At 68.4% G+C, this 25685-nt stretch carries 22 protein-coding genes and 1 pseudogene; 15 read left to right on the forward strand and 8 right to left on the reverse strand.

Features of this window, described 5'->3' with window-relative positions; all coding sequences use genetic code 11:
• The 6 genes and pseudogenes from ACETWP_RS02325 to ACETWP_RS02350 all read right to left on the reverse strand — a co-directional run.
• A pseudogene (locus ACETWP_RS02325) lies at window positions 1–1410 on the reverse strand (hypothetical protein); the annotation flags it as partial.
• Window positions 1411–1547: 137 nt separating this feature from the next.
• Window positions 1548–3017 carry an ATP-dependent nuclease gene (locus tag ACETWP_RS02330; RefSeq protein ID WP_373970585.1) on the reverse strand — a complete coding sequence of 490 codons (1470 nt, stop codon included), beginning with the start codon at window positions 3015–3017 and terminating at the stop codon, window positions 1548–1550.
• Between the two features lie 451 nt (window positions 3018–3468).
• Window positions 3469–4104 (reverse strand): hypothetical protein, encoded by a 636-nt coding sequence (locus ACETWP_RS02335; RefSeq protein ID WP_373970586.1) that lies wholly within the window; start codon window positions 4102–4104, stop codon window positions 3469–3471.
• Between the two features lie 53 nt (window positions 4105–4157).
• Entirely contained in the window at window positions 4158–5015 is an 858-nt protein-coding gene (locus ACETWP_RS02340; RefSeq protein ID WP_373970587.1) for a hypothetical protein, read from the reverse strand.
• Window positions 5016–5021: 6 nt separating this feature from the next.
• Complete coding sequence (locus tag ACETWP_RS02345) at window positions 5022–5813, reverse strand: relaxase/mobilization nuclease domain-containing protein (protein WP_373970588.1); 792 nt, start codon at window positions 5811–5813, stop codon at window positions 5022–5024.
• Entirely contained in the window at window positions 5813–6424 is a 612-nt protein-coding gene (locus tag ACETWP_RS02350) for a ParA family protein (protein ID WP_373970589.1), read from the reverse strand. The genes ACETWP_RS02345 and ACETWP_RS02350 overlap by 1 nt, the downstream gene beginning before the upstream one ends.
• Before the next feature lie 284 nt (window positions 6425–6708).
• Here ACETWP_RS02350 and ACETWP_RS02355 point away from each other — a divergent pair, with 284 nt between their 5' ends.
• The 4 genes from ACETWP_RS02355 to ACETWP_RS02370 all read left to right on the forward strand — a co-directional run bounded on the left by ACETWP_RS02355 (window position 6709) and on the right by ACETWP_RS02370 (window position 11644).
• The gene (locus ACETWP_RS02355) at window positions 6709–7377 is read left to right on the forward strand and encodes an ATP-binding cassette domain-containing protein (RefSeq protein WP_373971008.1); all 669 of its coding nucleotides are present in this window, start codon (window positions 6709–6711) and stop codon (window positions 7375–7377) included.
• Entirely contained in the window at window positions 7374–8060 is a 687-nt protein-coding gene (locus ACETWP_RS02360; RefSeq protein ID WP_373970590.1) for an ATP-binding cassette domain-containing protein, read from the forward strand. Before ACETWP_RS02355 ends, ACETWP_RS02360 begins: the two co-directional genes overlap by 4 nt.
• Before the next feature lie 229 nt (window positions 8061–8289).
• On the forward strand, window positions 8290–9813 hold the full coding sequence (locus ACETWP_RS02365; RefSeq protein WP_373970591.1) for an ABC transporter substrate-binding protein: 1524 nt from the start codon (window positions 8290–8292) through the stop codon (window positions 9811–9813).
• Window positions 9797–11644 carry an ABC transporter permease subunit gene (locus ACETWP_RS02370; protein WP_373970592.1) on the forward strand — a complete coding sequence of 616 codons (1848 nt, stop codon included), beginning with the start codon at window positions 9797–9799 and terminating at the stop codon, window positions 11642–11644. The genes ACETWP_RS02365 and ACETWP_RS02370 overlap by 17 nt, the downstream gene beginning before the upstream one ends.
• On the opposite strand, the gene ACETWP_RS02375 is transcribed toward ACETWP_RS02370, so the two are convergent.
• The gene (locus ACETWP_RS02375; protein ID WP_373970593.1) at window positions 11629–11784 is read right to left on the reverse strand and encodes a zinc transporter permease; all 156 of its coding nucleotides are present in this window, start codon (window positions 11782–11784) and stop codon (window positions 11629–11631) included. The genes ACETWP_RS02370 and ACETWP_RS02375 overlap by 16 nt on opposite strands.
• 186 nt (window positions 11785–11970) lie before the next feature.
• On the opposite strand from ACETWP_RS02375, the gene ACETWP_RS02380 reads away from it, so the two are divergent.
• Window positions 11971–12099, forward strand: coding sequence for a hypothetical protein (locus ACETWP_RS02380; RefSeq protein ID WP_373970594.1), 129 nt, complete (start codon window positions 11971–11973; stop codon window positions 12097–12099).
• Window positions 12100–12306: 207 nt separating this feature from the next.
• On the opposite strand, the gene ACETWP_RS02385 is transcribed toward ACETWP_RS02380, so the two are convergent.
• A complete protein-coding gene (locus ACETWP_RS02385) occupies window positions 12307–13020 on the reverse strand; it encodes a GntR family transcriptional regulator (RefSeq protein ID WP_373970595.1) in 714 nt (237 codons plus the stop codon).
• A 127-nt stretch (window positions 13021–13147) separates the two neighbouring features.
• Here ACETWP_RS02385 and ACETWP_RS02390 point away from each other — a divergent pair, with 127 nt between their 5' ends.
• From ACETWP_RS02390 to ACETWP_RS02435, 10 genes are all read left to right on the forward strand, one after another.
• The gene (locus ACETWP_RS02390; protein WP_373970596.1) at window positions 13148–14476 is read left to right on the forward strand and encodes an ABC transporter substrate-binding protein; all 1329 of its coding nucleotides are present in this window, start codon (window positions 13148–13150) and stop codon (window positions 14474–14476) included.
• A 153-nt stretch (window positions 14477–14629) separates the two neighbouring features.
• Complete coding sequence (locus ACETWP_RS02395) at window positions 14630–15499, forward strand: carbohydrate ABC transporter permease (RefSeq protein ID WP_373970597.1); 870 nt, start codon at window positions 14630–14632, stop codon at window positions 15497–15499.
• 1 nt (window position 15500) lies between these two features.
• A complete protein-coding gene (locus tag ACETWP_RS02400) occupies window positions 15501–16373 on the forward strand; it encodes a carbohydrate ABC transporter permease (RefSeq protein ID WP_373970598.1) in 873 nt (290 codons plus the stop codon).
• 44 nt (window positions 16374–16417) lie between these two features.
• A complete protein-coding gene (nagB, locus tag ACETWP_RS02405) occupies window positions 16418–17206 on the forward strand; it encodes a glucosamine-6-phosphate deaminase (RefSeq protein ID WP_373970599.1) in 789 nt (262 codons plus the stop codon).
• Window positions 17203–18183, forward strand: a complete 981-nt coding sequence (locus ACETWP_RS02410) for a glycoside hydrolase family protein (protein ID WP_373970600.1) — start codon at window positions 17203–17205, stop codon at window positions 18181–18183. The genes nagB and ACETWP_RS02410 overlap by 4 nt, the downstream gene beginning before the upstream one ends.
• 14 nt (window positions 18184–18197) lie before the next feature.
• Complete coding sequence (locus tag ACETWP_RS02415) at window positions 18198–19103, forward strand: endonuclease/exonuclease/phosphatase family protein (RefSeq protein WP_373970601.1); 906 nt, start codon at window positions 18198–18200, stop codon at window positions 19101–19103.
• Between the two features lie 19 nt (window positions 19104–19122).
• Complete coding sequence (locus ACETWP_RS02420) at window positions 19123–20061, forward strand: ROK family protein (RefSeq protein ID WP_373970602.1); 939 nt, start codon at window positions 19123–19125, stop codon at window positions 20059–20061.
• Window positions 20062–20126: 65 nt separating this feature from the next.
• Window positions 20127–21263, forward strand: coding sequence for an N-acetylglucosamine-6-phosphate deacetylase (locus ACETWP_RS02425; protein ID WP_373970603.1), 1137 nt, complete (start codon window positions 20127–20129; stop codon window positions 21261–21263).
• Window positions 21264–21775: 512 nt separating this feature from the next.
• Window positions 21776–22738 (forward strand): 1-phosphofructokinase family hexose kinase, encoded by a 963-nt coding sequence (locus ACETWP_RS02430; protein WP_373970604.1) that lies wholly within the window; start codon window positions 21776–21778, stop codon window positions 22736–22738.
• Between the two features lie 133 nt (window positions 22739–22871).
• Window positions 22872–25616, forward strand: a complete 2745-nt coding sequence (locus ACETWP_RS02435) for a cation-translocating P-type ATPase (RefSeq protein WP_373970605.1) — start codon at window positions 22872–22874, stop codon at window positions 25614–25616.
• Window positions 25617–25685: the final 69 nt, after the last annotated feature.

The following is a 25685-nucleotide window of genomic DNA, read 5'->3' on the forward strand; positions in this document are numbered from 1 at the left end:
AATTTGCCGCGGTTGTACTTGTAGGGCCGAAATAGAGCTCATTGGCTCGGCCACATAACCATCCCTTTGCGGCGTGACCTCTACCCGGAGGGATTTGCCCTCAGCGATGGAAAGTGGTGTGAAGGCATTCGACGTTGCGCCTGGCACAGGAGAACCATCTAGGAACCATTGGTAGCGGTAAGACGTCGGGGTTGGTTCCCACATACCAGTTTCAGCAAAAGCTTCATCACCCACGCGCAAGCCGCCTGAGACGGAGGGAATCTGGCTGTTGGTTATTTTCGGGACAACTACCTCGATAGGAGCGGAATATGTGCTCCATTCGCCCCAACCAAGTACGTTCTGAGCGCGTACTCGCGCCGAATAGTAGCCGCCGGGCAAGGTGTCTGTGACGAGCGATGTGTTGCTTGCGGAGATGACTTGCTCAGAGCCGTTTCCGGCAAGCTCAACCTCGTACTGTTTCACGCCCAACGGGTCGGGATTCGACTCCCAAGAAATTGCAAGCGCGGCACCATCGGGAATAGCACTAGGCCGTTTGCCTCTAAGCGGCCTCGTTCCCACGGTAATGGACGGAAGGTCGGCACCGTAGATGGCATTTCCGTTCGCATCTCGGATATCCCCTAACGAGAGCCTGTGAGTACCTCGCTGGTCGTAGTGTGGACTGTACTTCTGATACTCGAGCGTCCAGCTGAAGAGTGCTTTCTGGGGGTCGGTTGAGCTATTACGCGCACTTCGTCCGGTGCCGCTTTGTCCAAACCTCGTCGACAGGTTCACTGTGGCGTCCCGACGGAATCCAACGCCCTGATCGCTGGCTTCGGCTGTGATGGTCGCGCTGGCATCACCATCCGTAATGTCGATGATGTGCCCCGGGACGCTGGACTGCACGATGCGCGGTGCAGTCATGTCAGGTAGAGAGTGAACAGTTATTTCCCGGTCGATACCCTCCTTATAGAAATCGCGCCAAGCGGAGTAATAGTTCCCTGACATGTCATAGATAGATGCGTCGAACATCCACTGGCCGGAGTCAATACCCTCGGGAAAAGTAAAGGCTGCTTCGTAAATTCCATGGTGGGCATCACCCGCAATTCTGCGCAGCTCCTTGTACTCAATTGGGTCCTCCCGCCACGTCATGGCGCGAGGATCTAAGGCGGGTGACCCGGGAGCCAGTCCCGATCCAGCGTCTTCTATTTCGAGTCTTACGGTCCATTCAGCGGATCCATCGACCACGTCGACTACGTCGCTCGAGAACCAAATATCAAGAATTCTTGGCGGATCAAGGTCCTCCTCGACGGCGGCCGCTGGATGCCCGATCAACGACAGTAGTAGTCCCGAGACAATCAAACCTCCGACAAGTGAGCGGCCATGACCATAGATTCGACGCCCGGAGCCGACTGCGCGCAAGATTTCCCCCATTGAGTTATGAATTGCATTTTGAAAGAACTATCTCATGGCTCAAGACCTAAAGCCGGTGGCTTCCAGATATACGCATCGCCCACGACGTAGATCTTCTTGGCGTGGCATATGTCCCGTTCGAATGCCTGCAGCCACGCCTAAGTGTGATCCCGCAACGCCGCAACAATGGGCTCACTCCAGAGTTCGGCTTCTGCTGTTCCTAATACGTCCCTCACCCACACATCCGCTATTGCCTCCCAGACTCTTGAGGGTCTCAACGTGCCGCCGATCAGTCGTGCAATTTCGCCATTCCACGCGTGGTGATTCTCAATCGCCATGGCGCGGTCTTTCGCGTCGAGAACCTCGCCTCCAGACCTTCCCAGGCGTTCTCCCACGGCGGCCCAATGGTCATCCGTTAGTGCGAAATAAACTTCCTTCTCAGGCGCTTCCGTTCCGGGAAGCCGTAGATAATCAGAACTTTGCTTCTGGTCTGCGTCCACGACGCAGAGGGCGGCGCGGGGAAGCTTGCCGGCAGAAGCGATCGATGCGAGCGCAATGACCGTGTTGGCGGGTCCAACCGAAACCAAGCGGATCCTTTTCAGGGTCTCCTGTGCCCCCGCAGCAAGAATGCGTTCGATGAGATAAACGGCCGACTCATCCTCACAATAAATATCCAGCTCTTCATGACGTTCGTCATCCATGAGATTGAGGGCAAAATCGGCGCTTACCCCGTACAGAACATCGCGCTTCGATTCGCGGTCAACGGAAATGAACACTCTCGCAATCGGCGGGAGTTGCTCGAGAATATAGGGCGAGTGGGTCGAAAGAATTATCTGTAACTGCTTGTCTGTCGCCATTCTCAGAAGTTCAGTTACAAGTCCCCGCTGCGCTTGAGGGTGGAGCGATGCTTCAACCTCGTCGATTATAACCAGCGACTTCTGCGGGGCCGCAGAGACAAGAGCGAGGAGGTCGAGTATCGAGTCCTCCCCGGCGCCTTGATGGAAGTTTGAGTACTCCACGCCGGAATGCGTGACTACACCAACCTGTTTTTCCTCACTGCGCTCGATTCTCGCTTTCTCATAGTTGCGTCCTAGGGTCCGGCTGAGCTGAGCTACCTGCTCCTTGGCTAGAGCCTCCGTGGTACCCAAACTGATAACTTCCTGCGCCGTACGCCCGTAGCCAATCTGGGTGTTCGCCGGCTGAATCCTTGAGATGTCGAGGAAGAAAGATGGTCGCTGCTTTCGCTCCGGGGCCCCGCGCCAGCGAGATGTCCGCTTTCGCACTGTGATCGTTTCGGTGGCGTCGCCTTGACGAATCGTGTAGGTGAGGACCACGCCGTGAACTGCTTCCCAAGGTGTATTCGGAAAGAAATCGTCGGGGTAGTAGGTCAACGCGTTGCCCACGGAGGGCGCGCGGTATGCGGCAGCTGCGGCCTTCAGAATTGTGCTCTTTCCGGCACCGTTAGTGCCCGCAATAGCGACCACGGGATATCTGAACTCGACTGCTTCACCATCCCATCCGCGCAATCCTTGGACTTGAACAGATGAGAGAAATTGCGGCCAGCCTTTCCCAGCATGTCGATCTGTATCCCACGCACTCGTGAGCTTGGACGCGGTTGGAGCGGGCATCGATCCTCTTCCTCGATGGAATGCAAGCAGTATCTGTCCGGGAGGCGGCAACCCAATATATTCACAGCAGCGGGAGACCCCAGAAACAAACTACAAGACGTATTCCGGGACCATGTGGCTTCACCATCATTTGGCACTTCCCCAATTTCTACTTCGTGTCCACCAGAGAATATGCCCCAGCCCACGCCATTCGTGACGCGCGCCCGACTCTGGCGAGGAGCGAATATTCGTATCGCTCGGCACGCTATCGTCCGAGCTCAGCGCCCCGTTGCTGCCCGGAAGCATCGCCCCGACTCCTCCGAGTCGCCTTCCTCGGCGCGGTCCGCACGGCACTCCTCGGGTGTGTTCCATGGTCGCGGTCGGCGCGTAAGCGGGCGTCGACGGTTTCCGCGTCGGCCTTCCCCTCCAGGCTGGACGCGAACGCTAGGCGTCGTTCCGCGCTGTCGTAGGTCTATTTCGCTGCGAATGCGGTGCGCGACCGTTCCCCCTCAAGGAAGTCTTTGAGGGCCTCCTCGTCTGCACGGGCGCTGGGTTCGAGTTTCTCTTCCTCCTTGGTCAGATGGCTGTCACGTTCACGGTCAAGGCGGTCTGCCGCTGCGGACAGTCGCTGGGCCTCGGCGGTTTCGCTCGCTCCGCCGCCTCGCCCGCTCGCGGCCTCGTCACGCAGAGCGTCGCCCTTAGCTGCCCCTTCCCGTATCCGGGCGGGGTCGATCCCCGTGTTGTCCACGTCAATCCCATAGCGGTTCGATACTTCGGTGCGGATACGTTCGGCGGCGGCTTGGGCTTGCGGATCGTGTTCCTTCCACGTTGTCGCATACTGGTGTGCCTCCGCGATGCGTTCCGGGCTGGCGCTGTCCCACCATTCCGCGTTGGCGGTCGGGGTGAGCTTGGCGTGCGCGATGGTCCGCTCGGCCTCGTGCTCAGCCCGGACCCGGACGGCTTCCCGGGTTGCTTCCTCCTCGGCCTGACGCAGGTTCTCCTCGCGCAACCGGCTAACCTCCTGGCCGATTTGCGCGGCCACCGTAATGCCCATGCGCAGTGCGCCGTCGAGGCCCTCTTCAATGCCGTCGGATTCGGTGTTCGCCATGCGTGCTGCCTCTTTCCCTAGCGTTTCCTCTAGCTAAATCACTAGCTACTGTTCTAGCGCTCGATACCACCGTCGGGTTCGTGGGTGTGGAGCGCCTGCCGGTCCGGGTTGAGCTGGTTCGGCAGGAGGGAACCCTGGACCCGTGGCGCGATGGTTCCGCGCAGGGCGGCGTCCCCGGCGGCGGCGAGGTCCGGGTCCAGCCCCGCGGCCTCCGACTTCGGTGCGACGGCGGCTTCGCCGGTCGCCACGAGGCCCTGGAGTCCGTCGCGGATCTGGTTGAGTTCGAGGCGGGACATGGACGCGAGTTCCTGTGCCCGCTGGGTCTGGTTCCGTTGCCGGTGGGAGTGGTGGAGCTGTCGCGCGAGCTCGGCGAGCTGGCGCAGCAAGGCCATCTGCGCGACCGGCCCCTGGCCCCCGTGGGCGACGGAGGCAAGCAGCATGGCGACGTTGCCGATGGACGCCATGCTCCTTGGTTTCGGGTCCACGTCCCGGCGTAGGGTCTGAGCCGAGCGTGCGAGGTTGTCCGACGCGCGGGCGATCGGTCCGGGGGTCGGTTCGACCTGGTTCGACCACGCGGCGAACGCGCCGGCGGTGCGTCGGGCCACCTGTGTCCAGGTGTCCCGATCCACCGGGTCGATGGAGCGCAGTCTCGCCGCCAGCCGGTCGAGGTCCTTGCCGTACTGCTCCCACAGTTCTGGTGCCGGCTGCCGCGTTTCGCGTCCGGGGTTCACGGCGCGGCGGTGGCGTTTCGCCGCGGTCCATTCCGCGGCCGCGTCGGACGCCCCGGTCGGGGTGTCGGGCCATCCTTGACGCAGCCTGGGCAGGGTCAGGTCCCGTCCCAGCTGTCCCCCGCCGTACCAGATGGGTTGCTCGCCGAACTCGGGGCGCCTCGCGACCGAGTAGCCGGTCACGACGTCCTAGGTTCCGTCGGCCAGCCGGGGGCGCAGGATGAGTCCGGCCCGGCGTAGGCGCCGCACGAACTCCGCCTCGTCCACCGACGCGGTAGAGCAGCCGCGCACGGTGCGTGCGAGCTCGAACCGCGGCTGGTCCGCGATCATCGCGGTGGCGGCCAGGGCTTCGCGTTCGGTCTTCGGAATGGGCTTCCACGGGACAGTGACTTCTCCGTGCTTCAGGCCCTGCTCGTACCGGGCGCGCGCCTTGGCGCGTGCCTGGGCCTGGCGTTCGGCGGGGTGGTATCCCCGGGTGGCGAGGCCGTGTTCCTTGCCCTGTTTTTCCTTCAGTCCGAACAGCTTCTCCAGGTCCAGCGCGATGTCTTGGGAGTGTTGGTAGTCGTGGTGGATGCTCGCCCGGGTTCCGTCCTCGCGGACCAGGTTCACGGCCAGGTGGATGTGGTCGTTGCCGTTGGAGGACAGCCCGTGGCGCACCGCTACCCACCGCAAGGGCGCCTTGGCCCCCTCGTTATCGTCGAGCCCCATGCGCTTGAGGAACTCCTCGGAGATCTCGCGCCAGTGCTCGTCGGTGAGCTGTCCCTCGTCGGCGCCGATGGACAGCGAGCAGTGCCAGATGTGCCCGCCGGGGACCTCGGTCCCAAACGCCTTGCGCGGGGCCTCGATGTGCCGGGCGATGCCCATCGCCGCGGCCATGCCAAGTTCGTTGTCGTCGTGCCACGCCATGAGCGCCAGGTCTCCGCCCAAGATGTGCGGATCGCTGTGTTCGTTCCTCTTGCCGGGGCCGACAAGGTAGCCCATCAGGCTGGCGGCTCGGTCTCCGCGTCACGTTGGGAATCATTAGAACGTGATCCCTTCGATGGCATCCTCGACGCGCATGGCCACGCGGCGCACTGCCGTGAGCGTGGCCTGTGTTTCGGCGGAGATCTCCCCGGATGCGTTGGCGTGCCGGCGATCTTGTTCACGTTGTTGGAGACCGCCGCAAGCAGGCGGATCGCCTTGAAAATTTCGGCGGCCAGCTGCTTGCGCTCGGTAGCGGTCTCGCTGCGGTCCGCGGTCAGAGCGGACTCCACCAAGAGGCGCGGAATCGTGACGCCCTGGGCAAGTGCAGCGCGCAGCAGAAGTGCCTCCTCCTCCGGCGACACCTTCAGATCGGCGTTTAGTCCTTCCAGCGCGACACGCAACCGGACCTCAAGGTGGTCCGAATTGTCGGCCTCCCTATTAGACAGGGATCGCGCCAACGGCACGACACGGAGCTCCTTAAACCATCCCAAAGGAACGGCGAGTTCCTCAACCCAGCACTCGGGACCGGCGTCGGCAAGGATGGCTCCGCCGTGGAGTCCCTCCGCTGTCGGCTGCACGTTGAACCACCGCGTCGCTGCCGCCCGAGGATCCAGATCGATCAGCACCACCTTGCGGCCTGAGGCTGCAGCAACTTCAGCGATTGAGACGCCAGTGGTCGTCCTCGCGGCTCAGTCCGGACGGCGCCACCACCCAGACCGTCCGATGGACCTCCATCCGAAGGTCCCTTCCCCCGATCCCGTGGCCACCCCCTTTGCCACGACTTCCACTGGACCGTTCTCTACCGCACCGTCCGTCTGCTTTAATGAGACTCATTCGCATTCACTAGTCGGGGTGCCACGCCTACAGTGGTTGGCCCTCCCGGTCCCGTTCTCAGCAAGGAACCTCTCCCGTGATGGCTCGCAGCGCACCGTCCACCCCCCTCCTGTCTCTCCGCGGCGTGTCCGTCACCGCCCGGCGGACCGGCGAGACCCTCCTGGCCATCCCCGCGCTGGCCGTCGTGCCTGGTTCCCGCACCGTCGTCATGGGACTATCCGGAGCCGGGAAGTCCATGCTGCTCTCCACCCTGACAGGCCGGCTGCCCGGTGGCGTCGTCCTGGCCGGCACCCGGACCGCGGCGGACCGTCTGCGCATCGGGTTCGTCCCCCAGCGCGGAGCCGAGGCCCTGCACCCCCTCCTGCCGATCGGCAAACAACTGCGCGCCGTGACCGGCTCGAGCGCTGCCCGCGTCGCCCGGGTCCTCGCCGACGTCGGACTCGATGCCGGGGCGCTGGGGCGGCGGCGCCCGGCAGAGCTATCCGGTGGGCAGCTGCAGCGCGTGGCCATCTCGCTCGCGTTCCTCGGATCCCCCGCGCTGGTCATCGCCGACGAACCCACCAGCGCCCTGGACAACACCTCCCGCGACGAGACCCTGGCCATGCTGCGTGGCCTCTCCGACACCACGGGCAGCGCCCTGGTCGTCGCCACGCACGATCCCCTGGTCCAGTCGGGGCTCGACGCGGGGCTGGTCCGGGTCGAGGCGGGCCGCGTGTGCGTCGGGGACGCCGCGGGGGTGGCCGCGTGAGCCGCGCGGTCCTGCAGGCACGCGGCATCGGCATGGCCTACGGGACCCGCCGGCGGCCCGTGACGGCCCTGCATCCCACCGACTTCACGGTGCGGGCGGGCGAGTCGGTCGCGGTCGTCGGCCGCTCCGGCGCCGGCAAGTCGACCCTCGCGGAGATCCTTCTGGGCCTGCGCCGTCCGAGCGCCGGCGACGTCCTGGTGCACGGCGAGCACTTCTGCGGCCACGCCCGGGGCCCGCGGGCGCACCTGCGCCACGTGGTTCAGGGCGTGCCGCAGGACGCGGGCGCCTCGCTGCCACCAAGGGTGCCCGTGCGCCGCTCCATCGAGCGGGCCCTGCTGCGGCTCGGCGTCGACGGCGACCCCCGCGCCCGCCTGGCCCGGGCGGCCGAGACTGCGCGGATTGACCCGGCGCTGCTGGAGCGCGCCCCGCACCAGCTCTCCGGCGGGCAGGCGCAGCGCGCCGCGATCGCCCGCGCCGTCGCCGTGGGCGCGGACGTGGTCGTCGCCGACGAGCCCACCAGCGCCCTCGACGCCGACACGGCCGCGGGTCTCGCCGACGCGCTACTGGCGCTGCCCGGGCGCACCGGCGGAGCGCTGCTGCTGATCACGCACGACGATGCCCTCGCGACTCGCTGCGACCGCGTTTTCACTGTGCGGGAGGGAAAAGTGGAGCAGAGCCGGTGAGGGACACCCCGCCCCCTGCGGGCCACCCCCGGGCTCCAGCTGCGGGCTTCGCAACCGGTGCCGTCGCCGAGCACGCCTTCACCGCGGCCGCCTGGCCGCTCGCCGCGGCACTGCCCGCGGCCATGCTGCCGCTGGCCTGGTACGCGCTGCGACCGGCCCACGAACTCCACCACCACACGCACTGCACGCCGGCAGCCGCCGGCATCACCTTGGAAAGGGCACGACTCCCATGAACCACCGCCTCCGCCCCGGCACGCTCGCCGCCGGCGCACTCACGCTCACCCTGGCCCTGTCCGGATGCTTCTCCAGCGGGACGAGCGACGCCGCATCCGCGGGCGGCGGGAGGATCTCCCTCGCCATGCTCCAGCCCCCGCGCTCCGGACTCAGCCCGCTGAGCGACGACGCCTTCAAACTCTCCCGCTGGAGCACCGCCGAAACCCTCGTGGTCCTCGACGACGCCAGCGACCCGCTGCCGGCACTCGCCACCGGCTGGGACCAAACCGACGAACTGACATGGCGCTTCACGATCCGCGAGGGCGTGACCTTCCACGACGGCAGCGCACTCACCGCCGAGGCCGCCGCCAACTCGCTGCGCAAGGCAACCGAAGCCAGCCCCGTGCCGCGCATCCTCGACGGTGTGGATCTCCAGGTCGACGTCGACGGCACAACCGTGGTCCTCACGACGGCGGATCCGGACCCGCTCCTGCCCAACCGGCTCTCGAGCCCGCAGCTGTCCATCCTGTCCGACGCCGCGTACGCCACGGGCGCGGTGAACCCGGTCGGCACGGGCACCGGGCCGTTCGAACTCACCCGCGTGGACGGCACCTCCAGCGCCACCCTGGAACGCTACGGGGACTACTGGGGCGAACCGGCCGCCGCGTCCGGCATCGACGTCGACTTCGTTCCGGACGGCACCGCCCGCGCCGCCGCGCTGCGCACCGGCACCGCGGACATCGTTGAGGCCGTCCCCGCAGGGCAGGCCGCCTCCATCGAGGAGGGACTCATCAACGAGGTCCCCATGCCGCGCACCAACACGCTCTACCTGAACGCCGAAACCGGCCCATTCTCCGACCCGGCCGTCCGGGCCGCGGCCCGCGAAGCGGTCAACCGGGCGCAGATCATCGCGTCCACCTACGAGGACCGTGCCGACGGGGCCTCGGGCCTGCTGGGCCCGGCCCTGCCGTGGACCGTCGACATGCGCGACGACGCCTCCTACCGGGAGATCCTCGCCGGACGTCCGGACCCGGCCGGGATCGACGGGGTCAAGGTTTCCCTCGGCACGTTCACCGACCGGGCCGAGCTGCCCGAGGTCGCCGTGCTCATCGAGCAGCAACTGGAGGAAGCCGGCTTCATCGTCGAGCAGGACGTGCGCGAGTACCAGTTCATCGAGACCGACGCCCTCGAGGGTGCCTTCGACGCGTTCATCCTCTCCCGCGCCACGGTGCTGGACTCCGGGGACCCCGTCGCCTACTTCGCCGCCGACTTCACCTGCGACGGCGGATTCAACATCTCCCAGCTCTGCGACGACGCGGTGGACCAGGCCATCGCCGCGGCGGCCCAGACGGACGCCGGCGACAAGCGCCGCGAAGCGATCATGGCCGCCGAGGCGAGGATCCTCGCCACCGACACCGCCATCCCGTTGCTGCACGAACGGGTCATCCAGGGCGAGGCCGCCGGCGTCACCGGAACCGCCCGGGACCCGCGCGAGCGGCTCCTGGTGACCGGGGAGACCCAGGTTGAAACGCAGCGCTAACCGGACCGCCTTCGGCTCCCGCACCGTCGCCGGCCTGGCACTGCTGGCCGTCGTGGGCGCGCTGCCCTGGCTCTCCCAACGCGATCCCGCGCTGTCGGTGCTGCGGGCCCGCTACGCCGAGCTGGAACCGACCCCCGAAGCGCTGGCCTCGGTCCGCGCCGAGCTCGGGCTCGACGGCGGCCCGCTGGCGATCAGCGCCCGCTGGTGGGGAGGCGTGCTGCGGGGCGACCTCGGATCCTCGTGGGTCTCCGGCGGACCGATCGGCCCGGGTCTTGCCCAAGCCGTGGGCGTCTCCGCGACGCTGACACTCCTGGCCCTCGTCGTCACCGTCCTGGTTGCCACGGCCCTGGTGGCGCCCGTCCTGGGCTCGATCGCCCGCGACAGGACGGTGCGCGGTTCCGGCCCCGCCGGCGTGGCCCTGACGGCGCTGCCGGAGTTCCTGCTCGCCAGCGGGTTCCTGGTGGTCATCGCCGTGCGCCTGCGCTGGCTACCGCCCTACGGCTGGACCGGCCTGGACACCGCAATCCTGCCCGCGTTGGCCTTGGGCATCCCCGCCGGGGGACTCTTCGGCCGGCTGCTCGGGGACGCCCTTGCCGGCTCCTCCCGCGAAACCTGGGTCCAGGTCTGGCGCCTAGCGGGCGCGCCGCGCCGGACGCTGCTGCCCGCCGTGCTGCGCCGGGCGGCGGCCTCGGTGCTGGACCAGCTGGGCCTGATCGTGATCGGCGTGATCGGCGGCGCGGTCACCGTCGAGCAGATCTTCGCGGTGCCCGGACTGGGCCGCTACCTCTTGGGGGCCGCCAACGCGCAGGATCTGCCGGCGCTGCAGGCCGGCGTCCTGGCCATGGCGGGCGCCGCCGTCGTCATCGGTATGGCCGCCGCGGCGGCGCGGCTGTGTCTGCTGGGCGGACCGCTGCCCGCAGGGGCGGTCTCCCCGCCGCCGGAACGCCCGCACGGGGACCGCGCGGCGCAGTGGACGTTCGGGATCGGGTGCGCGGTGCTGGTGCTGCTGCTGGTCCTCGGCCTACCGCGCGACCCGTTCGAGATCGCCCACGCCCGCCTGCAGGCACCCTCGCCGGGACTGCCGTTCGGGGCGGATGCGAGCGGCCGCGACCTGCTGGCCCGGGTGGCCCACGGCGCGCTCGGAACACTCGTGCCGGCGCTGTCCATCGTGGTGGCGGCCATCGCGATCGGCATGGTCCTCGCGTTCGCTCCCCACGCGGTGCGCGGGCCCATCGAGGTTGCCAACGCCACCCCTCCGATCATCGCCGGCGTCGTCATCGCCGCGCTCACCGGTCCCACGATCGGCGGGGCCGCCGCGGCCGTCCTCTGGGTGAGCTGGCCGCCGCTCGCCTCGCACGCCGTGGCCCTGGTGGAGGAGGCCAAGGCGATGCCGCACGTGAAATGGCTGCCCCTGGCGGGCGTGCGCCCGTTCGAGGTCATGGTCCGCCACGTGGTTCCCGTCGTGGCCCCGGCGTTGGCGCGACACGGCATGCTGCGCCTGCCCGGAGTCGCGCTGGCCTTGGCCTCCCTGGGCTTTCTGGGGCTCGGCGCGCAGGCTCCGGCACCGGAGTGGGGGCGGTTGCTGGCCGAGGGCATCGACTACGTCGAGCGCGGACCGGGGGCGACGGCGGCGCCCGCCGCGGCGCTGATCCTCATTTCGGTTATCGCGGTGGCGGCCGCTTCCCTCCAGGGCTCGCGGCCGTCCCTGCCGCGCAGGCAGGGCCGCGCCAAGCCGACGGAAGCCCCCAAACCGGCACCGAGATGCCCGACGGAGGTTGCCGTCGGGCATCGGGCCCCGGGATCCCGCCCGCGCGGTCAGTGTTCGTCGTAGTGGTCCCGGTGCTCAGCGTGGCGGTGCCCGTCGTGGACGCAGTCCACGTGGCCCCCGTGCGTCAAGGTTTCGTGCTTGCAGCCGTCCGTGCCGTGGGTGTGCTCGGACAGCGTGTGCTCGATCTTCGTTTCCTCGGTCATGACGGCTCCTCTTGATGCGGAACCCGTTGGCCCGGGTGCCGCGGTGTGGTTCCCGGCTGTGGGCGATGGTGTCACGGATGACATGGTTCACGTGGTCGTCGACCAGGGCGTAGAGGCGGTGCGGGACGGAGTGGGCTTCCCCACTCGGCGCCGACGATCGCGTCGACTTCGGCGTAGAGGAGGGTGTTGATCACGGCCTGCATCGGCGTCGCGTCCATCGCCGCGTGGGACTTCGCTCGCCGCCGGGCGTTCTTCTGGACCGCATTCTGGTCGTTCGCCGCCGCCGCCAAACTCCTGCTCACGCTCAGGGACTAGCGCCCCTTCACACCCGTCCGCCTTGCCGGACATGGACGCGCGCAACCCGGGAGCCGGGATGCCCCGACACTGCTGGTCCGGCTGCGGGGACAACTGTCCGAAATCCTTGGACCAGGCCAGGGACCTACGGCGAGCGCCACAACCCTGACGACGAAACGACCGAAACCAGGCAAACCACGGTTCCTCAGCCGGGGACCGGCCTTCGCTTCAGCGGCGGGTCCGCGCAAAGAAGCGGAACCTGTCCCCCCGGAACACCGACCGGGTCCATTCCACGGGGGTGCCTTCCGCGTCCAAGCCCCGCCGGTGTATCAGCAAGAGCGGCGCGCCCATCTCGGTCTTGAGCAGTAGGGCGTCCTCCGGCCCCGCGACCATGGTCTCCACGGTGTCCTCCGCCTCGGCGATGTCGATTCCGTAGTGGGCGCTGAGGGTCGCGTACAGCGACCCGTTGCCTTCGAGGTGCCCCCGAAGCCCGTCGAGCACGCCGGGCAGGTAGGCCGCCTCGTGCGCTAGGGGTTCCCCGTTGATCAGGCGCACCCTCTCAACCCTCGTCAGCTCGGATGCCATCGGCATGCCGAAACGGGACACCAGCGACGCGTCCGCGGTGACGTGCTCAATGCCCAGGATCCGCGACGAGCTCCGGAGGTCCTGCGCGGCCGCGTCGTCGGTGAAGGACGTCAGTTGGCGGACGTAGGTGGGGCTCGACGGCGCCACGAAGGTGCCCTTGCCCTGGGTGCGGCTGAGCACCCCTTCCGCGACCAGTTCCGCGATGGCCTGGCGCACCGTCGTCCGGGACGTTTCATAACGGCTGGCCAGCGCCCGCTCAGTCGGGATCGGCGACCCCGGCTCGGCGTCCCGCACCAGGCCGCGGAGCTCCTCCTTGAGCCGGTAGTACTTCGGTGCTGCCGGCGCGGAGTTGTCCATCAGACGATGCTATCGCAGTCGATCGCGAATTGGCCTAGGCCAATCTGTTGACTTCCAAATTGGTCTAGGCCAAGCTAATTGGATTGATAGGGCAACTACTCACCGGGGAATCGAAAGGAACATCGCAATGCTTTCACCTAGGAGGTCCCGGCATTCCGCCGCGGCTATTGGCGTCGGCCTCTCGGCGGCGCTCATGCTCTCCGCGTGCGCGGGCGGTTCAGCGGGAGAGGGGTCCGCCGACGGGACCATCGAGGTGTGGGCCCACACCGGGCAGGCTTCGGAAACGGCTGCTCTGCAGGAGCTGGTGGAGGAGTTCAACTCCTCGCAGACCGAGGTGACCGCGAACCTGACACTCATTCCGGAGGCGGACTACACCAGCACCATCCAGGCCACGTCGGCCGAGGAACTGCCCGACGTCATGGAGATGGACGCCCCGACCATGGCGTCCTTCGCCTACGACCGCAAGCTCGTCCCCCTGGAGGACATCGTCTCCCCCGAGACCCTCGAGAACAGGATCCAGGGCGTCGCAGAGAGCGGCACCTACAACGACGCGACCTACGCGGTCGGCATGTTCGACGTGGGGCTCGGCCTGTGGGGAAACAAGAAGCTCCTGGACGAGGCGGGGATCGACATCCCGACTGTCGCCGAGGACGCCTGGACGACCGAGGAGTTCTCCGCGAACCTGGCGAAACTGGCCGATGTCACACCCTCCGGCAACGCGATCGATCTGGGTGAGGCCAACGGGTTCGCCGCGGAATGGGGAACCTTCACCACGACGCCGGTCATCTGGTCCGCCGGCGGGACGATCATCAAGGACGGCGTCGCGGACGGGGTGCTGAACAGCCCCGAAAACGTGGCGGCCCTGACGGAATGGGCGTCCTGGAAGGAACACACGGACCCGAACACCAGCGGCAGCGCGTTCCCGGACGAGGACATCGCACTGACCGTGACCGGCAACTGGATGTACCCGACGTTCAGCGAAGCGCTCGGGGAGGACCTGGTGCTCATGCCGCTGCCCGACTTCGGCAGCGGGACGAAGTCCGGGCACGGCTCCTGGCAGTGGGGCGTGACACCGGCGGCCGAGGGCAACACGGACGCGGCCGGCGCCTTCTTGGACCACCTCCTCACCGACGAGAGCATCACCTCGATGGTCGAGGCCAACGCGGCCGTGCCGGGCAGCACGACGGCCCTGGAGCAGAGCGAACTGTACGGGTCCGGAAAGCCGCTGGAGCTGTTCGCCACCAACCTCGCCTCGGCGTGCGGGTCCGAGAGCGTCACCGCGGACTGCGTCGCCGTGGCCCGTCCGGTCACCCCCGGCTACCCGTCCGTGACCAGTGCCTTCGGCAGCGCGCTGCTGGCCATTTGGGGTGGCGCGGACGTCCAGGGCGAACTGGACTCGGCCACCCGCGCCATCGACTCCGACTTCTCGGACAACAACGGGTACCAAGACGACTAACCAAGCGCGGAGCGGGGCCGGACCGGCCCCGCTTCCCTGTCAGAGGAGCTTCGCATCGCCATCTCAACAGGCCTGAAACCCCCACCGGCCAGCACGGCAACGAAACTGGGCCCGAGAAGGACGAAGAGGAACGGTGGGTTCGCCGGGCCCCTCATGGCGGCTCCCGCGGTGCTGCTCCTGGTCCTGTTCGTCGGCGTTCCCTTCGCCTCCGCCATCGGATTCTCGCTCTACAACGTCCGGTTGGGGGACCCCCGTCCCCCGTCCTTCATGGGCCTGACCCAATATGCGCGGATCCTCACCGACCCCGACGTGTCCCGGCAGTTCCTCAGCGCGCTGCTGCACAACCTGATTTTCGCCGCCGTCGTGGTCCCCGTGCAGACGGCGTTGGCCCTCGCCCTGGCGCTGCTGGTCAAAAAGAGCATCCCGGGCATCGGGGTCTTCCGCTCGCTCTACTTCCTTCCTGTCGTCTTCCCGATCGCCCTCGTGGCGATCATCTGGCGGCTCATCCTCGCCCGCGGCGACCAGGGGCTGCTGAACTCTGCCTTGGCGTTCTTCTCCGGAGGGACGTTCGGAGCCCAGGATTGGCTCGGATCCGAGATGACGGCGCTGGCCTCGGTGATGGTCCTGTCGATATGGCAGGGCTGTGGGTTCCAGATGGTCATCCTCCTGGCGGCCCTCCAACAGGTCCCCGCCGAGCTCTACGAAGCCGCCGAACTCGACCGGGCAGGTCCGTGGCAACGCTTCATCCACGTCACGGTGCCCGGCATCCAGACCACCCTGGTGTTCGTCGCGCTGTACACGATGATCCTTTCCCTGCGGGTGTTCGACCAGATCTACGTGCTGGCGAAATCCGGCGGCGGCCTCAACGAGGGAGCGACACGAACGGTGATGTACGAGGCGGTCACCGCGGCGTTCGACGAGAACAACATCGGGCGGGCGAGCGCGATCTCCGTGGTCTTCTTCGTCATCGTCGTGGTCCTGTCCCTGGTCCAGCGCCGCGCCACCCGCGACAAGGAGAGCTGAGATGACCGTCCAGACAACCGCACCCCGGCGCAGGACCAGCCGCCGCGCGCTGGCCTCCCGCGTGCCGCACTACGTCACCCTGCTGGTGACCGGCGTCCTGTTCCTCGCCCCCGTCGCATACATGGTCGCGGCATCCCTCGCCCCGGCGAGCAGGACCCTGGCCGGTTTCGAGGTCTTCGACGTCACACAGTGGGGGTTGCACAACTACTCCGGCGTCGCCTCCAGCCTGTCCTCGGACAGCACGGGACACCTGTGGCGCTTCTTCGCGGTCTCCTTCACGGTCACCATCGCGGTGGTCGGATTCGGCCTCATCGTCAACTCGATGGCCGCCTACGCGCTCTCCCGGCTGGCCTGGCGGGGCAGGGGCATCACCCTGCTGGCGATCCTGCTGCTCCTGATCGTCCCGTTCGAAGCGGTCGCGGTCCCGATGTTCTACCTCTACAACGACGCGCGGAACACGCTGTGGATCCAGATCGTGCCCTTCATCGGCAACGCCCTGTCGATCTTCCTCTTCTACTCGTTCTTCTCCGGCATCCCGCGGAGCATCGACGAGGCCGCCAAGATGGACGGCGCCGGCCCGTGGCGGATCTTCTGGCGCATCGTCGCCCCGATGAGCAAGCCCGCCTACGCCTCAGTGGCCATCCTGACGTTCCTCACCCAATGGGGTTCGTTCCTGTGGCCGGTCCTGATGATCTCGGACCCGAACCTGCGCCCGCTTCCGCTCCAGATCAGCGTCTTCGCTGGCCAGCTCCCCCCGGCGTGGGGCCAGGTCATGGCATTCGGGGTCCTGCTCGTGGTCCCCGTCATCGTGGTCTTCCTCACCTTCCAGCGATGGTTCATCGAGGGTGTGGCCAGTTCGGCCGTCAAGGGCTGAGCCGCTCCTGGCGCCGCCCGCCAACAGCAACGAAAGGACAGGCGTTGGACGTCGTCATCCTGCCAACCCCGGCAGACGTGGGAACATTCGCGGCCCAGCTGATCGGCCGCCGGGTCGCCGCCTCGCCCGGGACCGTCCTGGGGGTGGCCACGGGATCGTCTCCGCTGGGGATCTACCGCGAGCTCGCCCGCCTGCGCGCGCGCGAGGCCATCAGCCTGGACGGGCTGCGCTGTTTCGCCCTCGACGAGTATGTCGGGCTGCCGCCGGACCATCCGGGCAGCTACGCGGCCTTCGTGGCCCGGGAAATCACCGGTCCGCTCGGCCTGGCGCCGGCGAACGTCCGCGTTCCCGACGGCAGCGCCGGGGACATCGCGCGGGCCTGCATCGACTACGAGGAGGACCTGGCCGCTGCCGGAGGGATCGGACTCCAGATCCTGGGCATCGGGACGAACGGGCACATCGGCTTCAACGAACCGACGTCGTCCCTGTCCTCGCGAACCCGCGTCAAGGCGCTGTCGGAACAGACGAGGAAGGACAACTCCCGCTTCTTCCCCTCGGGGGACACCGTGCCCACGCACTGCATCACGCAAGGGCTCGGCACCATCATGGACGCCGCGGAGATCGTGCTGGTGGCCCAAGGGGAACGCAAGGCCGCGGCCGTCGCCGCCGCCATCGAGGGCCCCGTGGCCAGCATGTGCCCGGCGTCGGTCCTGCAGTTCCACCGCCGCGTGACCGTGGTGCTGGACGAGGCCTCCGCCGGCAGGTTGGCCCTCGCGGACTACTACCGCGGCGTCCACGCGGCGAAAGACAACCCGATCGGGGCACTCGCATGAGCTTCCGGCTGGACGACCACTGGGTCTGGGACAGCTGGATCGCCGACGACGGGGAGAACTACCACCTGTTCTTCCTCCGGGCGAGCCGGTCGCTCGCCGACCCCCAGAAGCGACACCACCGCGCCGTGATCGGGCACGCGGTGTCCGCCGACCTCGAGGAGTGGGAGCTCCTGCCGGACGCCCTCCGGGCCGCCGACACGCCGGCCTGGGACGATCTGGCGACCTGGACAGGTTCGACGGTCCGCGCCGCGGACGGGACCTGGCACCTGTTCTACACCGGCGTCAGCCGGAACGAGGACGGCCTCCAACAACGCATCGGATCCGCCGTCTCGAAGGACCTCATCACCTGGACGCGGTCCGCCATGCCGCCCCTGGAGGCGGACCCCAGGTGGTACGAGAAGCTCGGACACGGCACGTGGCCGGACGAGGCCTGGCGCGATCCGTTCGTGTTCTTCGACCCGGCGGCGAACCTCTGGAACATGCTGGTCACCGCCCGCGCGGCGACGGGGAACCCGGACCAGCGCGCGGTCGTCGGACACGCCGTCAGCGAGGATCTGCACGAGTGGGACATCCGCCCGCCGCTGTCGCGGCCGGCGGGATTCGGCGAGATGGAAGTCATCCAAACGCGGGACATCAACGGGGAGGCGCTCCTGCTCTTCTCCTGCCTGCCCGACAAGGCCCCCGGCATCGCGTCCAACGCCTCCAACACGGGCACCTGGATCGCCCGGGGGCAAAGCCTCCTGGGACCCTGGGACCTGGAGGGCAGCTCCAGCTTCTTCGTTCCCGGGCTTTACGCCGCGCAGATGTTCCCGAAACGCGACGGCGAGTGGATGGTCTTCGGCTTCCAGAACAGCGTCGACGGCCTCTTCGTGGGCGAGATACCCAGTCCCGTGCCCCTGTCCGAAATCCTGGCCGGCGGGGACCTCTTCCCCGCCGAGCGCACGACCAGCAACCGAGAGAACCACCAAAACAAGTGAAAGAGAGAACCACCATGTTCCGCAGACTATTGGCAACCGGTTCGGTAGCGGCGCTCGTCGCGGCGGGCGCGGTCCTCGGATCGGCCTCGGCCCTCGCCGCGCCCGGCAACCCCGGCGCGAAGACCACGGAGGTGAGGGTCATGTCCTTCAACATCCACCACGGGGCCGACGGCGAGGATGACCTGAACCTCGAGCGCACCGCGCGCGTCATCGAGCAATCCGGCGCCGAGATTATCGGGCTCCAAGAAGTGGACAACCACTGGTCCTCGCGCAGCGACTTCGTCGACCAGGCGGCCTGGCTCGCCGACCGGCTCGACATGCACTTCGCCTACGGCGCCAACCTGGACGAGGCACCCCTGGACGGTGCGGCGGACAACCGGCAATACGGCAACGCCGTCCTGAGCGAATACCCGATCATCTCCTCGGAGAACCACCTGCTCGAAAGCATCGACTACCCGGTGATGCCCACCGAACAGCGCGGGCTCCTGGAAGCCGTGGTGAACGTGCGGGGCAACCACATCTCGTTCTACAGCACGCACCTGGACCACCAGCGCGCGGAACAGCGCGAACTGCAGGCCCGCGAAATCGCCGGGATCACCCAGGAGAGCAGGCGCCCGGCCGTCGTCGTCGGGGACCTCAACGCCGAGCCCGACGAGGCCTCCCTGCAGCCGCTGTTCTCGGTCCTCACGGACACCTTCGCCGCGCTCGGCCAGGACCAGGACTACACCTTCGCTCCGGATCTCGAGGGCGCTCCCGGCAGCGGCTCCGTGGAGAACCCCAGCCTGCGCATCGACTACATCCTCGCCTCGCGCGGCATCGCGGTGAAATCGGCCGCTGTCATCAAGACGTCCGCGTCCGACCACCTGCCCATCGTCGCGGACCTGTCGATTCGGAAGTCCCCGAACGGCCTGCTGAAGTAACGGCACACCGGAAGTGCACATGGCGCGACCCGGCGTGGTCCTGGCCCTCGACATCGGTGGAACGACGATCAAAGGATCGATCTTCGCCGACGGCAGGGAAGTCGCGGGCGGGCACACCGCCCCGACGTTCTCCGTCTCCTCGCGCGCGTTGGACACGGTCCTCGCAGTCCTCGCGAAGCTGGCGGAGACGGCCCGCGGGCTCGGCCTCCAACCGACCGCGATCGGGGTCGGCGTTCCCGGCCTGGTCGACGCGCGCCGCGGGGTGGTGGTCTACGCGGCAAACCTGCAATGGGCGCACCTGCCGCTGGCCCAGCTCCTCGAGACCCGATTCGCCCTCCCGGTGTCCATCGACCACGACGCCCGGGCCGCGGCCCGGGCGGAAATGGCCCTCCGGTCCGGCGCCGGGGACTTCGTCTTCGTGCCGATCGGCACCGGGATCTCCGCCGCCGTGGTTCTCGGAGGGCAGATCATCGGCGGCGCGCGGGGACAAGCCGGCGAACTGGGGCACATTCCGGTCGTGCCCGGCGGCGAGGCATGCCCCTGCGGGCAATTCGGCTGCCTCGAGGCCTACGCCTCGGGCAAGGGCATCCGGGCCCGGTATCTCGCCGCGGGCGGACGCCGGGCCCGGAACGCCGCCGAGGTCGCCGGCCTGCTCGGAATGGACCCGGTGGCCGACCGGGTGTGGTCCGACGCGGTGGGCGCGCTATCGACGGCGGTGACCACCCTGACGGCACTGCTCGACCCCACCGACGTCATCCTCGGTGGCGGCCTCTCGGCGGCGGGCCCCCTCCTGCTCGGCCCGCTGCGCGCCACGGTCGACGACATGCTCGGCTGGCGGGAGCCCCCCACCCTGGCTCTCTCCCGGGCCGGACCGCGGGCGGGCCTGCTCGGGGCCGCCCTGCTCGGAGCCGCGTCAGGAAACCCCCCAGAACTCAACCCCAGCACAGGAGCCCAGTGAGCAGCGGACAGCGACAGGTCGTTTCGGGACGACTCCACACCGGACGCGCCGACCACGCGGAGGGAGTGCTCGCCGTCGAAGGCGGGCGCATCCGCCATGCCGGCCCCCGGGACGGCTTCGACCCGGCAGGCTGGCCCGCGCCCCACGTCCTGGAACCGGGACAGGTGCTCGTCCCCGGACTCGTCGACGCGCACTGCCACGGTGGTTTCGGTGCCGACTTCCCCTCCTCCGGCGAGGCGCCGGTGCGGACAGCCTTGGATCTCCTGCACCGGCACGGCACGACAACCACGGTGGCCAGCCTGGTCACCGCGTCGGAAGAGGATTTGCTGCGCGCCGTCTCGCTGTTCGGTTCCCTGGCCACGGAAGGCTTGGTGGCCGGCATACATTTGGAAGGCCCCTTCCTCTCACACATCCGGTGTGGGGCCCAGGATCCGCAGTGGCTGCGGAAACCGGACCTGCCACTGACCGAGGAACTGATCCGTGTCTCCCGGGGAACGATCCGGGTGATGTCCTATGCCCCCGAGCTTCCGGGCTCCCGGGAACTGGTCGAATTCCTCACGGCGCATGCCGTCGTGCCATCGATCGGCCATACCGACGCGGACGCGCCGACCACGGAGATGGCGCTGGCCACGGCGCGGGATCTCCTGCGCAGTGGCCCCGGCCGTAACCGCGACCTGCTCCCCACCGTGACCCATCTCTTCAACGCAATGCCGGCAATCCACCACCGCAACCCGGGACCCGCGCTGGCATCGCTCCGGTTGGCTGCCAGGGGCGAGGCAATCGTGGAGCTGATCGCGGACGGGACCCACGTGGATCCCTACATGGTCGCAGCCGTGTTCGAGCTCGTGGGAGCGGACAACATCGCCTTGGTCACCGACTCCATGGCAGCCGCCGGACTACCGGACGGCACCTACCGGCTGGGACCGGCCGAAGTCCGCGTCACCGGTGCGGAAGCGACCCTGAAGACGACGGGGGCAATTGCCGGCGGCACCGCGACCATGGTCCGCGTCCTGAAGGAAGCCGTGGAGGCAGGGGTCCGCTTCGGCGACGCACTCAGATCAGCGACCGTGGTCCCGGCCCGGGTCCTCGGCCTGACCGGACACGTCGGGCGCCTGGCCCCGGGACTGGACGCGGACGCAGTGGTTCTCGGGAGCGATCTGCAGGTAGCCCGGGTGATGCGCAAAGGGACGTGGATCGCTTGAACGCTTCTTCCTCACTGATGGCGCAGCGCTGTTCTCGGCCGTTGCACGCTCGGTGGGGTCACACCGACCAACCCCGCCGCCGCGAAGGAGTTCCGACGCCAAGAGACGCGCCTCGCCGAGCGGCAGGCGGCACGAAGATCTGCGGTTGGGGAACCGTCCACCCGTTCGGGATGAGTCGCCCCGCGGGCGCACGCGAACTTTGACAATCCGCGCAAACGACTCTCGCGACTGCCTCGTGTCCCGGACGACACTTCACCGGGGGATCGCAGGCCGCGACTGCAAGAACTGGATCAATACCCGAAAGAGCTGACAACCTCGCCGCGGCAAATGAGCGACGCAAAAGTGCTCGGCCTCACCGTGCATCGTGAAAGCCGTGTCATTCGCTTGGCAAGTCCATGAGATGGGACCAGCGTTCCACGTGGGGCACCGGACAAAAACAACGCTAGAACCGACAGGTCCACCAGAGATCGCGTCCATACGCCATTGCGGCCGGATCGCCCTATGCTGGGCGCATGGAAGCCTCGCGGATCCCGGGCGGCCACCAGATCCTCACCCTGACCGTGAACCCGGCCCTCGACGTCAGTACCTCCACGGAGGAGGTGGTCAGCCTCCACAAGCTGCGCTGCGGCGCGAGCCGGGTGGACCCCGGCGGCGGCGGCGTGAACGTCTCGCGTGTAGTCCAGCGGCTCGGCGGGCGTACCTTGGCGGTATACACGGCCGGCGGCCCGGTGGGAGAGGCGTACCGGCGGCTCATCGAGGCCGAACGCATCCCCAGCCTCGTGGCACCGATCCAGGGCGGTACCCGCCAGAACTTCACCGTCAATGAGACTTCCACCGGAAGACAGTTCCGGTTCGTCCTCGAAGGCCCGGAACTCAGTGCCGCCGAATGGCATGCCTGCCTGGACCTTCTGACCCGGGCGGTCCCGGACGGCGGGTACGTGGTCGCCAGCGGGAGCCTGCCGCCGGGCGTTCCGGAGGACTTCTACGCCCGGGTCGTCCGCGCGGCGCGGCAGGGCGGTGCACGCTGCGTCGTGGATAGCTCCGGGCCCGCCCTCGCCGCCGCCCTTGCCGAGGGGGTGTTCCTGGTGAAGCCCAGCAGGCGCGAACTGGGAGAGTATGTCGGGGCGGCGCTGGACAGCGAGCAGAGCCAGGTCGACGCGGCGTCTTCGCTGGTCTCCGACGGACGCGCGGAGTACGTGGCCCTGACGCTCGGGGAGGCGGGTGCGGTCCTCGCGTTTAGGGCCGGCGTCGTGCGCTTGCCGGTCCCGGAGGTGCCGGTGGTCAGCACCGTGGGCGCAGGGGACAGTTTCCTCGGCGCCTTCGTGCTGCGGCTCGCGCAGGGGCGTTCGGTCCAGAACGCCTTCCGCAGCGCCATCGCCGCCGGCAGCGCGGCGGCGATGACCCCGGCCACGGAATTGTGCCGCCCTGGCGACGTCCAACGCCTGGAGGCCGAACTCTCCGCGACAGGGCCCTGAGCGCCTACGCCGTGCCGGACGCTGCCCGTCGGCGGCCGGCTTCCGCCGACCGCGTCCGGACCAGTCCACGAAGGATCGACGACGGCACCCCACAAGCATTGCCGCGCCGGGACGGCACATGAAGACTGGGACCATGAACGCCCCCCGCAAGGCGTCCGCGGCGGCCCCGCCGCCACCCGTCCCGTGGCACTCCCTCGAACCCGGAGACGTCTTCACCCGCCTGTCCTCGGAAACGGAGGGAATAACCGCCACCGAAGCCGCCCTCCGTCTGGAGGACGCCGGACCGAACGAGTTGAGCTTCGCCGGCGCCACCCCCTGGTGGCGGATCCTGCTGCGCCAATTCATCAGCCCCCTCATCGGGATCCTGCTGATCGCCGCGCTGGTGTCCCTCGTCCAGGAGCACTGGGTGGACGCCGGCGCGATCCTCGTCATCCTCTGCATCAATGCCGCCCTGGGCTTCGTCCAGGAGCGCAAGGCGGAGTCCGACGTGCGGGCGCTGCAGTCCCTGTCGACGCCGACCTGCCGCGTGCTCCGTGACGGCGCGGAACGGGTGGTACCCGGGCGCGACGTGGTGCCCGGGGACGTCGTGCTCCTGGAAAGCGGCGAGCGCGTCCCCGCCGACCTCCGGCTCTTCGAGGCCAACGGCCTCCAGCTGGACGAGTCGCTGCTGACGGGCGAGCCCTTCGCCGCCACGAAGCACACGGGACGGATTCCCGCCGAGACCGGCGACGCGGACCGTTCGAACATCGCGTTCAGTGGCACTTTTGTCGGCAGTGGCCGCGGGAGGGGCGTCGTCGTGGCGACCGGCGCCGACACGGCGCTGGGCGAGATCAACACCCTCGTCCAGGGCCCGGGCGGCACGTCGCCGCTCCAACTGCTCACCCATGGACTGGAACGGCGCATCGGGCTGATCGTGCTCGCCGCGCTCGTCTTCATCTTCATCGCAGGGCTGGTGCTCGGAAACGACGTCTCGACCATGTTCCGCACGGCCGTGGGGCTCGCGGTGGCGACCATCCCCGAATCGCTCCCCATCGTCCTGACCGTGGCGCTCAGTCTGGGCGTGTCCCGCATGGCCCGGCGCAACGCGATCATCCGCACGCTGCCGGCGGTGGAGACCCTCGGTTCCACGGAAGTCATCGGATCGGACAAGACAGGGACGCTGACCGAAAACCGCCTCACCGTGGAGAGGATCTGGACCGCCGCGGGCCTGCTGGACGTGTCCGCCGGGCCCGACGGCGGCGCCGCGGACCCGGCACCGGTGCGGGCCGTGCTGCGGGCGGGCGCGCTGACCAACGAGGCGACGCTCTCCGCCGAGGCCGAGGACCTGGAGTACTCGGGCGACGCCGTCGACGCCGCCATGGCCAAGGCGGCGGTCAGCCGCGGCGCCATCAGCGAAGCGGACCGGGCCGCCACCCCGCTGGCCCACCAGCCCTACGAACCGCACCTGCGGTATTCGCAGACGGTCCATTCCCACGGTGCGGGGGGCCGGGTGCTGTACGTCAAGGGTTCCCCCGAGGCCCTGATGGCGGCTTCCAAAAGCCTGGCGCGTGACGACGGCGACGTACCCCTGGACCCGGCACTGATCCACGCGGCCAACGAGGAGATGGGCCGCGAGGGACTGCGGGTCATCGCCACCGGCTCCCGCGTCCTGGACGACGACGAGCGGCTTCCCACGCCTTTGTCGCCGCCCTCCGGGCTGACGTTCCTGGGCATGGAAGGGATGACCGACCCCCCGCGGGCCGGGGTGTCCGACGCGATCGCGAAGTGCCGGCGGGCCGGGATCAAGGTCGTGATGATCACCGGAGACCACCCGGTGACGGCACTGGCCATCGCCGGACGCATCGGCCTGCCGACGGAGCGGCCGGCCCTCACCGGCGCCGCGATGGCCGACCTGGACGACCACATGCTCGCCGCCACGCTCGAACAGGTCAGCGTCGTGGCACGGGTCTCCCCGGTGGACAAGCTCAGGATCGTCCGCGTGCTCCAGAGGGGAGGCAGAATCGTCGCGGTGACCGGCGACGGCGTCAACGACGCCCCGGCCCTGAAGGCCGCGGCCATCGGCGTCGCCATGGGCCGGTCCGGCACGGACGTGGCCCGCGAGGCCGCTGACGTCGTCCTGACCGACGACAACTTCGTCACGATCGTGCACGCGGTGGAGGAGGGCCGCGTCACCTTCGCCGCCATCCGCAAGACGACGTACTTTCTGCTCTCCACCGGGGCGGCCGCCCTCGTGGCGGTGACGCTCAGCGTCTTCGCCGGCACGCCGTTGCTGTTCCTTCCGGTGCAGATGCTGTGGATGAACGTGGTGACCAACGGCGTCCAGGACATTGCCCTGGCCTTCGAACCCGCCGAGGGCGACGAGCTCGACCGTCCGCCCCGGCCGGCGTCGGAGGGCATCCTCTCCCGCACGCTCTGGTTCCGGGCCGGGATCACGGGCGCCTGGATGGCCCTCGCGGTCATTCTCAGCTTTCTGGTGTCGCTGCACGCCGGCTACCCCGAGGCCCACGCACGGACCCTCGCGCTGACCATGTTCGTCATGCTCAGCTTCTTCCAGGTCTTCAGCTCCCGGGCCGAGAACAAGTCCCTCTTCCAACTCAGGCTGCTGGCCAACCAGCCGCTCCTCTACACGTCTCTGGCCGCGTTGGGCCTGCACTGGGCCGTTATGAACTGGCCCGCCACCGCCGGCCTCCTGGAGCTCACGCCCCTGACCGCCGGGGAATGGCTCGCGTGCGCGGCGGTGGGATCCACGGTCCTCATCATCGTCGAGGCCGAGAAGGGCGTGCGCCGCTGGTCGCACCGCAACGACCCGTCGGATCAATCGCAGGTATCCACAGTTCAGCGGGGCCATCGCGAGGACGGACGGGAAGCCGGGGCATGAACACGCCGCGTCAGCTCATCGTCGATACCGATTTCTCATCGGGGCAGGGCAGGCCGCGCACCGTGCCGC

Origin of the sequence: Arthrobacter halodurans, assembly GCF_041877255.1 — a bacterium.
Lineage (GTDB): Bacteria > Actinomycetota > Actinomycetes > Actinomycetales > Micrococcaceae > Arthrobacter_N > Arthrobacter_N halodurans.

Excerpts from the sequence above, each read along its gene's own strand:
- ACETWP_RS02330 (WP_373970585.1), bottom strand. The coding sequence starts at position 3,017 with ATGCCCGCTCCAACCGCGTCCAAGCTCACGAGTGCGTGGGATACAGAT.
- ACETWP_RS02335 (WP_373970586.1), bottom strand. The coding sequence starts at position 4,104 with ATGGCGAACACCGAATCCGACGGCATTGAAGAGGGCCTCGACGGCGCA.
- ACETWP_RS02345 (WP_373970588.1), bottom strand. The coding sequence starts at position 5,813 with ATGGGCTACCTTGTCGGCCCCGGCAAGAGGAACGAACACAGCGATCCG.
- ACETWP_RS02355 (WP_373971008.1), top strand. The coding sequence starts at position 6,709 with ATGGCTCGCAGCGCACCGTCCACCCCCCTCCTGTCTCTCCGCGGCGTG.
- ACETWP_RS02365 (WP_373970591.1), top strand. The coding sequence starts at position 8,290 with ATGAACCACCGCCTCCGCCCCGGCACGCTCGCCGCCGGCGCACTCACG.
- ACETWP_RS02375 (WP_373970593.1), bottom strand. The coding sequence starts at position 11,784 with ATGACCGAGGAAACGAAGATCGAGCACACGCTGTCCGAGCACACCCAC.
- ACETWP_RS02385 (WP_373970595.1), bottom strand. The coding sequence starts at position 13,020 with ATGGACAACTCCGCGCCGGCAGCACCGAAGTACTACCGGCTCAAGGAG.
- ACETWP_RS02390 (WP_373970596.1), top strand. The coding sequence starts at position 13,148 with ATGCTTTCACCTAGGAGGTCCCGGCATTCCGCCGCGGCTATTGGCGTC.
- ACETWP_RS02395 (WP_373970597.1), top strand. The coding sequence starts at position 14,630 with ATGGCGGCTCCCGCGGTGCTGCTCCTGGTCCTGTTCGTCGGCGTTCCC.
- ACETWP_RS02400 (WP_373970598.1), top strand. The coding sequence starts at position 15,501 with ATGACCGTCCAGACAACCGCACCCCGGCGCAGGACCAGCCGCCGCGCG.
- ACETWP_RS02410 (WP_373970600.1), top strand. The coding sequence starts at position 17,203 with ATGAGCTTCCGGCTGGACGACCACTGGGTCTGGGACAGCTGGATCGCC.
- ACETWP_RS02415 (WP_373970601.1), top strand. The coding sequence starts at position 18,198 with ATGTTCCGCAGACTATTGGCAACCGGTTCGGTAGCGGCGCTCGTCGCG.
- ACETWP_RS02420 (WP_373970602.1), top strand. The coding sequence starts at position 19,123 with ATGGCGCGACCCGGCGTGGTCCTGGCCCTCGACATCGGTGGAACGACG.
- ACETWP_RS02430 (WP_373970604.1), top strand. The coding sequence starts at position 21,776 with ATGGAAGCCTCGCGGATCCCGGGCGGCCACCAGATCCTCACCCTGACC.
- ACETWP_RS02435 (WP_373970605.1), top strand. The coding sequence starts at position 22,872 with ATGAACGCCCCCCGCAAGGCGTCCGCGGCGGCCCCGCCGCCACCCGTC.